Genomic DNA, 12,631 nt, shown 5'->3' on the forward strand with positions numbered 1-12,631 from the left:
GCGGCCGGCGCATATTCACTTCCTGGTCGCCGCTCCCGGTTATCGCGAACTCGTCACGGCGCTTTATCTGCGCACCGATCCGCATCTGGCCGACGACGTCGTGTTCGGCTCCTCCGGCGATCTGGCGGTCGATATCAATCCCAAGGACCCGGAATGTCCGATTCCGGACCTGCCGAGCATCCGCTTCGACATGCGGCTGTCGCGCGAGACCGAAGCCGATCGGCTTGGCGGACGCGTCGGCGCCGATCCGGCCGCAATCCTGAAGCAGCCCGCTTGACGCGATCGGGCCGCCTCGCCGTACTAGAGTCTTGTTGTGGCGGGCCGTGTCGCGGCCTTAAACCCTGGATGACACCTTGATGTTGCCCGCGGACGCCAGAATCTGCGGCAAATCGAAAAGACAAAAGAGGATAGGGGAGAAACGATGAAACGCAGAACGCTTCTTGGCGCAGCGGTCACGACCGCGGGTCTCGCACTGATTCCAGGCGCGCGCGCCCAGCAGCCACCGATCAAGATCGGCCTGTCGATGGCGCAGACCGGCGGGCTCGCCGGCGGCGGCAAGGCCGCACTGCTCGGTCACGAGATCTGGCGTGACGACATCAATGCCAAGGGCGGCCTGCTCGGCCGCAAGGTCGAACTGGTCGTCTACGACGACAAGTCGAGCGCCGCCGAGACGCCGGCGATCTACTCGAAGCTGCTCGACATCGACAAGGTCGATCTGTTGTTCGCGCCCTATGCGACGGTGCCGACCGCGCCGATCATGCCGCTGGTCAAGCAGCGCGGCATGGTGCTGATCGGCAACTTCTCGTTCCAGGTGAACAGCAAGGTCGGCCATGACATGTGGTTCAACAACGCCCCCTGGGGGCCGGCCGATGCCTGGGCCTCGGCGTTTCTCGACATCGGCCAGAAGGCCGGCGGCAAGACCGTGGCGCTGCTCACTGCCGACCAGGAGTTCGCACAAAACCTCGCCACCACCGCGCGCGAGGTCGCCAAGAAACGCAGTATGCCGATCGTGTACGACCAGGCCTATCCACCGAACACGGTGGAGTTCTCCGGCATCATCCGGGCGCTGAAAGCAGCCAAGCCCGACATCGTCTACGTCGCGTCCTACCCGCCGGACTCGGCCGGTATCCTGCGCGCCATCAACGAAATCGGGATCGGTGACAACGTCAAGCTGTTCGGCGGCGGCATGGTCGGCCTGCAATTCGGGCCGGTGATGGAAAACATGGGCTCGCTGCTCAACGGCGTCGTCAACTTCAACACCTGGCTGCCCGAACCCAGCATGTACTTTGACGGCACCAAGGCGTTCTTCGACACCTATACCAAGCGCGCGATCGAGGCCAAGGTCGATCCGCTCGGCTATTATCTCGCACCGTTCGGCTATGCCTCGGGCCAGCTCATTGAGGCCGCGGTGAAGGCGACGGGCTCGCTCGATCAGAAGGCAATCGCGAAATATCTGCACGAGAACGAGGTCAAGACCATCGTCGGTCCGATTGCATTTTCGGCCGACGGCGAACGCAAGGAGACCGCGACACTGCAGGCGCAGTTCCAGGGCATCGTGGACAAGAACATGGATCAGTTCAGAAAGCCGGGCAAACAGGTGATCCTGTTTCCGGCTAGTCTGAAGTCCGGCGAACTGATCACGCCGTTCGAGGCGGCACGGAAGTAAGTTCTGACTTTGAAGTGCTGCGCGACAGATCATCACCGTCATGCCCGGGCTTGACCCGGGCATCCACGCTCTAGCGGCGGGTGTGCAAGAAAGAGATGGATGGCCGGGCATAGGCGAGCGAAGCGACGCCGTTCTTTCAAACGGCTGTGCCCGGCTATGACGCGACTGACACGGGCGAGGGGAGCCTGAATTTGTTTTCGTTGGACCTGCTGCTCGAGGCAGTCGTAACCGGCGTGCTGCTCGGCTGTTTCTACGCAGCCGTCAGCATCGGGCTATCGGTTTCCTTCGGTCTGCTCGATGTGCCGCATGTGGCGCATCCGGCTTTCCTGGTGCTGGCCTCCTACGCGGTCTATTTCCTCAACGACAGCTATGAGATCGACCCGCTGGTGGCGGGGCTTCTGATCACGCCCTTGCTGTTCGTGTTCGGGCTCGCGGCCTACCGCCTCTACTACGAGACCTTCGAACGCCGCGGCAGCGATGCTGCCGTGCGCGGCATCGCATTTTTCTTCGGCGTTGCCTTCATCATCGAGGTTCTGATCATCCTGCATTTCGGTGTCGACCAGCGTTCGGTCACGGCGTCTTACATCGGCAAGTCCTGGCGCTTCGGCGACATGCGCATTCCCTTGCGCCTGATGGTGGCGTTTGCGGTCGCGACCGGATTGACGGTGCTGTTGGCCGCATACCTCTCGCGCACCTTCATGGGACGCGCGATCCGCGCGGTGGCGCAGGATGAGGAGGCGGTGCGGCTGATGGGCGCCAATCCCGTCCGCATCAAGCAGTGGGCGTTCGGGATCGCAACCGCGGTGCTCGGGGTCGCCGGTGCGCTGCTCATCATCGTCGCGCCGGTCGATCCGACGCTCGACCGCGCCTATATCGGACGCACCTTCTGCGTCGTCGTGATGGCCGGGCTCGGCAGCATGACGGGCACGCTGATCGCCGCCATCATTCTTGGCATTGCCGAAACCATCGTGCTGACCATGTTCGGCGCGTCCTGGGCGCCGGCGATTTCCTTTGCCTTGCTGCTCGGCGTGCTCGCGGTGCGGCCGCAAGGACTGTTGGGGCGGCGATGATGAAGCGCAATTCGCTCGCTTTCTGGGGCGCGGCGCTGGCCTTTCTCGCGCTCGTTCTGCTCGCGACGCAACTCGTCGGCAACGAGTACTGGTTCTTCGCCGGCTATGTGATCCTGCAGTTCATCGTGCTGTCGGTCGCCTGGAGCATTCTCGGCGGCTATGCCGGCTACGTGAATTTCGGCACCAGCGCCTTCTTTGGCGTCGGCGTCTACACCGCCGTTCTCCTGTTCAAGGCACTCGGCGCGCCGCTATTGGTGCAGATCGCGGCGGCGGCTGTGGTGGGCGCGCTGCTCGGCTTCGCCGTCGGCCTGTTGACGCTGCGCATGCAGGGCATTTTCTTTTCGATTGCGACGATTGCGCTGACCATCGTGATCGAGACCACCGTCACCAACTGGCGCTTCCTCGGCGGTGCCGCCGGCATCCAGATCCAGCGGCCGCCGGTCACGGCGCCGTTCCCGAGCTACGTGCAGATGCTGGTGTTCGTTCAGGCATCGCTCGTGGTGATCGCGATCGCGATCGCGCGCTATATCCAGAACTCCTGGATCGGCCGCGGCCTGCAGGCGCTGCGGGATGACGAACTCGCCGCCGAGTGCACCGGCGTGCCGACCTTGCGACTGAAGATGACGGCCTGCGTGATCTCCGGTGCGCTGATGTGCGCGGCCGGCGCGCCGGCCGCGATGTATCTGCAATATGCCGATCCGGGCTCGGCCTTCAATCTCAACTATTCGGTCTCGGTGCTGGCGATGGCGTTGATCGGCGGCACCGCGCATTGGATCGGGCCGGTGATCGGCGCGATCCTGCTCGGCGTCACCCAGCAGCTTCTCGCCGTCACCATTTCCTCCGAAGTCAACGTGCTGGTGCTCGGGGTGATGCTGGTGCTGTTCGTGGTCGGCGCGCCCGAGGGCATCATCGGTCTGTTCCGCAGGCGCCGTCGCGCGGAGGTCAAGCCATGACGACCGCGGCGGCTACTGAATCTCCTCTGCTCAAGATCGAGGCGCTGACCAAGCGCTTCGGCGGCTTCACCGCGCTCGACAGCGTCAGTGTCGATATCAGGCCCGGCGAACGTTTCGGCCTGATCGGTCCCAACGGCTCGGGCAAGACCACGCTGATCAACTGCATCTCCGGCGCGTTCCGCACCGAGCCGTCCACCGTGGTCTTCAATGGCGAGGACATCACCCGCCTGCCGCCGCATGTGCGCACCCGGCGCGGCATTGCGCGCAGCTTCCAGATTCCGCGTCCGTTCCGCAGCATGACCGTGATCGAGAACCTGATGGTCGCCGTCGATTTCACCAGCGGCCATCTCAGCCTGTCGGCTGACGACCATCGCGACCGCGCGATGGCGATCCTGCGGGAGATGGGGTTGGCCGCAAAGGCGAACGCGCGGGTGACCGGCCTCAGCCAGGTCGAATTGCGCAAGATGGAGCTGGCGCGGGCGATGGCGACGCGGCCGAAGCTTTTGATCTCGGACGAGGCGATGGCGGGCCTGTCGGGTTCGGAGGTCGACGAGGTGCTCGATCTCTTGCTCAAGCTCGCCGGCGAATCCATCACCATCATCATGATCGAGCACATCATGCAGGCGGTGATGCGCTTCTCGGAGCGCATCATGTGCCTTGAGGCCGGCCGGATCATCGCGATCGGCAAGCCGGCCGAGGTGATGGCGAATGCGCGGGTGCAGGAGGCCTATCTTGGCACTTAGCCTTTCGATCCGCGATCTCGATGCCGGCTACGGCGCAGTGAAAGCGCTGCGCGGAGTCTCGCTTGAGGTTGCGACCGGCGAGACCGTGGCGCTTCTCGGCACCAACGGCAACGGCAAGAGCACGTTGATGAAGTGCGTCATGGGCCTGGTGCGGCCATGGCGCGGCAGCGTTTCGCTCAACCTCGACGGCACCGCCCACGATCTCGGCAAGCTGTCGCCGGAGGCCATCGTCGATCTCGGCGTGGCGCTGGTGCCGGAAGGCAGGCGGCTGTTTCCGCGCCTGACGGTGTCGGAAAATCTGATGCTGGGGGCGTTCCGCCGCGCGGCGCGCCGCGACATCGCCCGCAACCTTGCGCTCGCCTACGAGACCTTCCCGGTGCTGAAGGAACGCGCCAACCAGCTCGCCGGCACCATGTCGGGCGGGCAGCAGCAGATGCTGGCGATTGCGCGCGCGCTGATGTCCTCGCCGCGGCTGCTGTTGATCGACGAGCCGTCGGTCGGGCTGTCGCCGCTTTTGGTGTCGCAGATGATCACCAAGATCGGTGAACTCGGCGAGCGCTTCGACCTGACGGTCCTGATGGCCGAGCAGAATTTCAATCAGGCGGTGCGCATCGCCGACCGCGGCTATATCATCGTGCATGGCGAGATCGTGGTCGCCGCCGATGTCGACGCGTTGCATGGCAACGACATCGTCAAGCGGCTTTATCTCGGCGGCAGCATCCAATAACGGAGTATCCATGACGGCAAAACTTCTGCCCACCACGGTTGTCGGCAGCTATCCGCAGCCGGACTGGCTGGTCGACCGCCAGATGCTGTCGAAGGGCGTGGCGCGGGTGCGGCTTGACCTCTGGCGCGTCGCCGAGCCCTGGCTCGAACAGGCCCAGGACGACGCGACGCTGCTTGCGATCCGCGACATGGAGCGCGCGGGCATCGACATCATCACCGACGGCGAGATGCGCCGCGAGAGCTATTCCAACCGTTTTGCGACCGCGCTGGACGGCGTTTCGACCGCCAGGCCGGCGCAAGTGATGTCCAAGGCCGGGCTTCCCACACCCGTGCCGCGCGTGGTCGGACCGGTCAGGCGCACGCGCGCGGTCGAGACCCGCGATATGGAATTCCTGCGCCGCAACACCGAGCGGGTGGCGAAAATCACGCTGCCGGGGCCATTCACGATGAGCCGGCAGGCGGTCAACGAGTATTACAAGGACGACGACGAGATGGTGATGGATTTCGCCGCCGCGGTGAATGCCGAAGCGCGCGATCTCGAAACGGCCGGCGCGGATGTGATCCAGCTCGACGAGCCGTGGCTGCGCCAGGATCCGCAAGCCGCCAAGCGTATCGCGATCAAGGCGATCGATCGCGCGCTCGAAGGACTCAAAGTCACGACCGTGATCCATCTCTGTTTCGGCTATGCCGCCGTGGTCAAGGGCGAGAAGCCGGTGGGCTATTCGTTTCTCGGCGAACTCGGCGCCTGCAAGGCGGATCAGATCTCGATCGAGGCGGCGCAGCCCAAACTCGATCTCGGCGTCCTGAAGGAGCTGTCGTCGAAGACGATCATGCTCGGCGTGATCGATCTCGCCGATCCGAATGCCGAAACGCCCGACGTCGTGGCGAGCCGCATTCGCGCCGCGCTAAAATATCTGCCGCCGCAACGCCTGGTGCCGGCGCCGGATTGTGGCATGAAGTATCTCTCCCGCGAACTCGCCTTTGCCAAGCTCAAGGCGCTTGCCGACGGCGCGGCGATGGTGCGCGCGGAACTGTCCTAACGCGACGTTGCCGAGTGAGGTACGGCGCGCATCAGAACGTCGTCCAGAGATAGAGCAGCAGGGTGTTGTTGTCGCGGGCATTGGTCCCATTGCCGTCGAAGTTCGTGCTCGCGCCATTGAACTTGTTGTAGGCGATATACTGCAGGCCGACGCGCGCATTGAACCACGGCCACAGTTTTGGGGCGTTGTTCTTGCCGAAGAACTGGTAGGCGATTTCGCCGATGAAGCCGTCGCTGTTGGGGCTGAATGTGCGGTTGCCGCCGTAAAGGATGGCATCGGAGCTGCCCCAGGTATTAAAATAGCCGCCGGTCAGGATGACCTTGCCGTCGGTGCCGTAGCTCAACGAGGCCTGGGTGCGGAAGGTGTTCAGGGTGTTGTTGAGATTGGCGGCGAGGCCATTGGCAACACTGGCACCAAGCGACTGGTTCTCGTGCAGATAGGTGGAGCGGAGCGTCACCCAGTAGCCGTCGCCCCGATATTGGTATTGCGAGTCCAGCCCGATATCGGTGAAGCGATTGGTGCCGGCGCCCGGAGTGGCGAGCGGCAGGCCGGTTTCGGCAATCAGGCCGAATGTGCCCAACTCGAGCGAGTGCCTGCCCCATTGCTGCTCGAAGGCGGCCCTGAAATAAGGCGCGACCCCATTGATCGGCAGCGTGTTCTCCGGATTGACCCCGAGCGAGTTGAGTGCGCCTGGGTTCAGCGTCTGATAGCCGGCGAGTTCGAGGTAGAGCTGATCGTTGATGAAGGAGTAGGCGCCGATGCCGAGCACCTGCGCGGCAAAGGTTTGGTCGATCAGTGTCTTCGCAGCCGGCGTGTTGGCGAGGTTGGATGTCGTGAACGGATAGCCCCAGGCCGGTGTCGTATTCCAGGGATCCTGCACGGTTGGATTGTTGTTCACGGTGACGCCGTAGACCAGCGGCATGCCGCCGAGGTCCAAGGTGTTGGCGTAGCGTATGTCGAGATTATCCCAGGTGAACAGGTGCGCCGCGGGCGGGCCAAACCCCTGCGCGTTATAGGTGCCCTGGATAAAGGCTCCGATATGATCGGTGATGGCGCCGCCGTAGAAAAGACTGGCGGTCTGTAGCTCGACATTGTCATTGGACTTCAGATACGGCGCCGAGCCGGCGGTATCCTGGCCTGTCGCGGTATGCGTAAAGGAAGCGATGGCCTGCGCCGACAGCGGCAGCCATGTATCCGACGGCGCCTGATCCTTGCTCGGAAAAGGCGAATTGTAGCCCAGCACCCGCTTGTCCTCCGGCACCGACCGGCCGAGCGTATAGCCGAGAATCTTGAAGCGCCGGCCGAATGGCGTGAGTTGCGGAAATTCGGTATGGCACGCGCCGCAACCGAGCCCGGTCTGTCGAGCAAAGCTCGGCAGTGCGGACGCTTGCCGCGGAATGATCAGCTCGAGGACGAAGATTGCAATTGCAACCAGGAGGGCTCGATTTGGCAGGCAAGCCAAATCGAAGCCCCGAGAACGATTCTCTCGCGGCATGTGATGCTCCCCCCGCAGAATTCAGCGCGTGTCACTTGTGGACGCTCGCGGTCGCTGAGACCCCATCGGCGAAAGTTGCGGATTCTTCACCGTGCTCAGGATTGCAAGGAGCATCGATGCGAATGCTGGCGGGCCTTCGTCGAAAGGTGGCGAAGCGCGGCGTTTAATCTTGTTCATTTATGGATTGCGACGACCGGATACCCCGCGAGCGGAATGATGCCCGACATTCTCTCGCTGGCCGCAGCAAGTGTGCGCAACGCGTGGGGACTTTGTGTTCTGCGCGCGCCTCCGCGCTCGACGATGTCTTCGACGTGTTAGATGGCGATGGCGAAATTCTATTCGCCCGGTACCAGCCGCCGTTGCCGCCGCCGCTGGCGCCATAGCCGCGCGCGATCGAGATAGAGATAGACTACGGGCGTGGTGTAAAGCGTGAGGATCTGGCTCAGGATCAGCCCGCCGAAGATCGCAATGCCGAGCGGTTGGCGGAACTCGCTGCCTTCGCCGAGGCCGACCATCAGCGGCACCGCGCCGAACAGCGCCGCCATCGTCGTCATCATGATCGGGCGGAACCGCATGATACAGGCTTCGAAGATGGCATCGCGCGACGACAGCGAGCGCTGACGCTCGGCGTCGAGCGCAAAATCGATCATCATGATCGCGTTTTTCTTCACGATCCCGATCAACAGGATCACCCCGATCATCGCGATGATGTCGAACTGGGTGTGCGAGAGCATCAACGCCAGCACCGCGCCGACGCCGGCCGAGGGCAGGGTGGACAGGATCGTGAGCGGATGAATGTAGCTCTCATAGAGCATTCCGAGCGAGATATAGATGGTCGCGAAGGCCGCCAGGATCAGATACGGCTCGCTTGCCAGCGATTGCTGAAAGATCTTCGCTGCGCCGGAAAATCCGCCTCTGATGTCTGCGGGCATGTCGATTTTCTTCATGGTGTCTTCGATCGCCGTCACCGCCGAACTCAGCGAACCTCCCGGCGGCGTGTTGAAGGATACCGTCGTTGCAACCAGAATATCCTGGTGATTCACCGCCAGCGGTGTCTCGCTTTGCGTGAAGTGGGCGACGCTCGAGAGCGGGATCATGGTCTCGGCGCTGGTCGAGACCGCGGTTCCGGTCGATGAGCCGCCGCGGCCTGCCGCACCGATCGAATTGGTCGCCTGATTTCGAACCGCATTGCCGACGATGGCGCTGAGCGAATTCTTCTGCGAAGGCGAAATCACCGTGCCCGCCACCGCGTTGGTGGATTGCGAGCCGGTCGCGGGTCCGCCGGTGGTGCTGATATAAACGTCCTTCAACGTTTCCGGGTTTTGCCAGTAGCTTGGCGTGACCTCCATGATCACGTGGTACTGGTTGCGGGCGACATAGATGGTCGAGACCTGCCGCTGCCCGAATGCGTCATAAAGCGTGTTGTCGATCTGGCTGACGGTGATGCCGAGCTGCGATGCCGCGTCGCGATCGATCACCAGATTGGACTGTAGCGCCCTGTTCTGCTGGTCGCTGTTGACGTCGGTCAGCGCCGGCTCGGATTGCAGGGCGGCGACCAGCTTTGGAGTCCACTCGCTCAGCTCCTCGGATGTCGAGCCCTGCAAGGTGTATTGATAGGCCGCATTGCCGGTGCGCCCTCCGGCGCCGAGGTCGCCGACCGATTGCAGGAACAGCGTGGCGCCGGCCACCGCCGCCAATTGACCGCGCAGCCGCTCGATCACCTGTTCCGCCGACAGATGGCGTTCGCCCATCGGCTTGAGCGAAGCGAACACCGTACCGGTGTTGGTAGCCTGGCCCGGTCCCGGACCGCCGCCGCCGGTGAAGCCGACGACGGTATCGACATCGGGATCGCTTTTGACGATCGCGGTGAAGCGCGTCAGTTTTTCGCGCATCAACTGAAACGAGGTGCTTTGATCGGCCTGGATCGAGCCGACCAGAAGACCCGTGTCCTGCTGCGGCACGAAACCCTTCGGCACCACGCGGTAGAGATGGAAATTCAGCCACAGCGTCGCCGCCAGGATCAGCATCACCGACAGCGGATGGCGCAGCGCGATCCCGAGCGACCAGCGATAGCCGCTCAGCATCGCATCGAAGACGCGTTCGCTGAGCCGGTAGATGCGTCCATGCCGCTCGCCGCGATCGGCGCGCAGCAACACCGCGCACATCATCGGTGTCGTCGTCATCGATACCACCAGCGAGATCGCGATCGCGATCGTGATCGTCATGGCGAATTCCCGAAACAGCCGGCCGACCAGGCCGCCCATCAGCAGGATCGGCACAAACACCGCGACCAGCGACACGCTCATCGACAGCACGGTGAAGCCGACCTCGCGGGCGCCAAGCAGGGTCGCCTCCATCCGCGCCATGCCGGCATCCAGGTGGCGGGTGATGTTTTCGAGCACGACGATGGCATCGTCAACCACGAAGCCGGTCGCTACCGTCAGCGCCATCAGCGAGAAGATGTCGAGGCTGTAGCCGAGCAGATACATCACCGCGAACGTCGCCACCAGCGACACCGTGACCGCCACGACCGGCACCAGCGTGGCGCGCGCGTTGCGCAGGAAGGCGAACACCACGAGGATCACCAGCGCCACGGCGATCAGCAACGTGATCTCGACGTCGCGTAGCGAGGCGCGGATCGTCTTCGAGCGGTCGACGGCGAGGTTGATATCGATGGCCGGCGACACCGAGGCGCGCAGTTGCGGCATCAGCCCCTTCACGCGGTCGACCATCTGGATGATGTTGGCGCCGGGCTGGCGATACACGATCATCATCACGGCGGGCTTGCCGTTGGCGAGGCCAAGCGTGCGGACGTTCTCCACCGAATCGATCACGTCACCGACGTCGGACAGGCGCACCGGTGCGCCGTTGCGGTAGGCCACGATCAGCGATTTGTAATCTTCGGCCTTGTTGGCCTGATCGTTGGAATAAAGCTGGTAGCGCCGGTTGTTGACGTCGATGCCGCCCTTGGGGCTGTGGGCATTGGTACTGGCGAGCGCGGCGCGGACATCCTCGAGCCCGATGCCGTACTTGAACAGCGCCGGCGGCAGCAACTCGACGCGCACGGCGGGCAGCGATCCGCCGCTGACGGCGACTTCGCCGACGCCTTCGATCTGCGATAATTTTTGCGCGAGTATGGTCGAGGCGGCATCGTAGAGCTCGGCCGGCGTCAGCGTGTCAGAGGTCAGGGTATAGATCAGAATCGGCGCGGATGCCGGATTGAATTTCCGGTAGGTCGGATTGCTTCGCAGGTTGGTCGGCAGATCGGCCCGCGCCGCATTGATCGCCGCCTGCACATCGCGCGCGGCGCCGTTGATGTCACGGCCGATCTCGAACTGCAGGGTGATACGCGCGGAGCCCAGTGTGCTCGACGAGGTCATTTCGGTCACGCTGGCGATCTGGCCGAGATGACGCTCGAGCGGGCTTGCAACCGTCTTTGCGACGTCGGCGGGGCTGGCGCCGGGCAGCGTCGCCTGAACCGCTATGGTCGGGATATCGACATCCGGCAGCGGCGAGACCGGCAGCTTGAAAAACGCGATGGCGCCGGCCACCACGAGTCCGAGCGATAGCAGCGTGGTCGCGACCGGGCGGCGGATGAAGGGGGCGGAGAGGTTCATAACATGCGCGATGGTCGTTACCGGTAGCTTCTATCCGGCCACGCGGCGATGCAAAAGCCTCACGATGTCACACGATATCGCCACATGCGCGCCCCAAATCAAGGGGCCGGACACATCGAGAAGCAATGTTGCGTCTTGACCAGCAATATTGATAGGAAGCTGCATGCGGAAGGTCATATCCAATGAATCGCTGTAAACGCAGCTTGCCCGGCAACAGCAGATTACGCGTCATGCGTTTGGTAGGCGCAGCGCTCGGCGGATTGTTCGCTTCGTCTGCCTTCGCCGCAGATGCGCCGGCACGCAAGCCGGGCCTGTGGGAAGTGAAGACCACGATCGAGGGGCAGGGGCGCGCGGTCACGGTGCAGCAGTGCATCGATGCGGCGACCGATCAGATGCTGCAATCCAGCGCCGGCCCGTTTTCGGCGCCGCTCTGTCCCACGCGTGAGGTGACGAAATCGGACGGTGGAATGACCATCGATACGCATTGCACGATCGGCGGCAAGGCGGCGGATGCGCATGCGGTGGTGTCGGGCAGTTTCGACAGTGCCTACACCATGACGGTGACGGCGGAAGGCGGCGTGCTGCCGCCGGTGAAGATGACGATGGAAGCGAAATGGCTCGGTGCCTGCGCCGCCGGTCAAGAGCCGGGCGATGTCGTCATGGCGAACGGCGTCAAGGTCAACATTCCACAATTGCAGAAGCGCGCGCTCGGGGCCGATCCGTTGCAGCCGGCGAAATAGTCCGCTTTGGCTGATTTGCCCGACGGGCAAATCAGTTCGTGGACTTTTATTTTCTCGTAAAGTCTACGCCCTCACGCCAAAATTTTTCGCTTTCGCCGTCGGGCAAATCACTGGCATCACTGCCCGCGTCTCGCGCCTGAGAAGAGGGGCGTTTCGCGATCGTCACGACACGTGGGCTGCGGGATGCGATGGATGCGGCGTATGTCAGGCGCGAATGTCGTGCCGGACGAAACATTCGCCGCATACGGCAAAGCCGTATGGTCCTGATGCCGCGACGCTGGCATCAAGTCGGCGACAATGCTTCGCGCATTGCGCCGGCGACGGCGGCAAACAAGCCCGTTCGCCGGGGAGAGTGCGGAATAAGCCGTAAAACCATCGCGCAGGGAATGCCGGACTGTTCGGCGAACCTGTGGTGACTACCGTGTGTTTTTCTACACACGAACTGCGGGTGCGCATCGAGCACCCGGCATTCCCTGCTCCCTCGTCTGTTTCGAGGGGCGATAATCCGGCAAACCCCGGGCGATTGCGCCGCGGGAATGCTTTCGCTCGTCATTCCGGGGCGCCCGAAGGGCGAACCCGGA

General features: G+C 63.4%; 9 protein-coding genes and 1 pseudogene. 8 read left to right on the forward strand and 2 right to left on the reverse strand.

Translation table 11 applies throughout. The features are described 5' to 3' along the window. The 7 genes and pseudogenes from VFL62_RS00985 to VFL62_RS01015 form a co-directional block, all read left to right on the forward strand. Nucleotides 1-277 (forward strand): annotated as a pseudogene (locus VFL62_RS00985) (hypothetical protein); the annotation flags it as partial. A 144-nt stretch (nucleotides 278-421) separates the two neighbouring features. Then, nucleotides 422-1,666: an amino acid ABC transporter substrate-binding protein gene (locus VFL62_RS00990; RefSeq protein WP_325170512.1), complete on the forward strand. Its 1,245-nt coding sequence runs from the start codon at nucleotides 422-424 to the stop codon at nucleotides 1,664-1,666. A gap of 191 nt (nucleotides 1,667-1,857) precedes the next feature. Then, a complete protein-coding gene (locus tag VFL62_RS00995) occupies nucleotides 1,858-2,736 on the forward strand; it encodes a branched-chain amino acid ABC transporter permease (protein WP_325170513.1) in 879 nt (292 codons plus the stop codon). Continuing rightward, a complete protein-coding gene (locus VFL62_RS01000; RefSeq protein ID WP_325170514.1) occupies nucleotides 2,733-3,689 on the forward strand; it encodes a branched-chain amino acid ABC transporter permease in 957 nt (318 codons plus the stop codon). The genes VFL62_RS00995 and VFL62_RS01000 overlap by 4 nt, the downstream gene beginning before the upstream one ends. Further along, nucleotides 3,686-4,432, forward strand: coding sequence for an ABC transporter ATP-binding protein (locus VFL62_RS01005; RefSeq protein ID WP_325170515.1), 747 nt, complete (start codon nucleotides 3,686-3,688; stop codon nucleotides 4,430-4,432). Before VFL62_RS01000 ends, VFL62_RS01005 begins: the two co-directional genes overlap by 4 nt. Further along, a complete protein-coding gene (locus VFL62_RS01010; protein ID WP_325170516.1) occupies nucleotides 4,422-5,159 on the forward strand; it encodes an ABC transporter ATP-binding protein in 738 nt (245 codons plus the stop codon). The genes VFL62_RS01005 and VFL62_RS01010 overlap by 11 nt, the downstream gene beginning before the upstream one ends. Before the next feature lie 10 nt (nucleotides 5,160-5,169). Next, on the forward strand, nucleotides 5,170-6,198 hold the full coding sequence (locus VFL62_RS01015) for a cobalamin-independent methionine synthase II family protein (protein WP_325170517.1): 1,029 nt from the start codon (nucleotides 5,170-5,172) through the stop codon (nucleotides 6,196-6,198). A gap of 31 nt (nucleotides 6,199-6,229) precedes the next feature. Here the strand turns inward: VFL62_RS01015 and VFL62_RS01020 are convergent, their stop codons facing one another. Continuing rightward, entirely contained in the window at nucleotides 6,230-7,693 is a 1,464-nt protein-coding gene (locus VFL62_RS01020; RefSeq protein WP_325170518.1) for a cytochrome C, read from the reverse strand. 335 nt (nucleotides 7,694-8,028) lie between these two features. Then, a complete protein-coding gene (locus tag VFL62_RS01025; protein WP_325170519.1) occupies nucleotides 8,029-11,310 on the reverse strand; it encodes an efflux RND transporter permease subunit in 3,282 nt (1,093 codons plus the stop codon). Nucleotides 11,311-11,540: 230 nt separating this feature from the next. Between VFL62_RS01025 and VFL62_RS01030 the strand changes: the two genes are divergently transcribed. Continuing rightward, entirely contained in the window at nucleotides 11,541-12,050 is a 510-nt protein-coding gene (locus VFL62_RS01030) for a DUF3617 domain-containing protein (protein WP_325170520.1), read from the forward strand. Nucleotides 12,051-12,631 lie beyond the last annotated feature (581 nt).

This window comes from Bradyrhizobium sp. (assembly GCF_035701725.1).
Classification (GTDB): domain Bacteria; phylum Pseudomonadota; class Alphaproteobacteria; order Rhizobiales; family Xanthobacteraceae; genus Bradyrhizobium.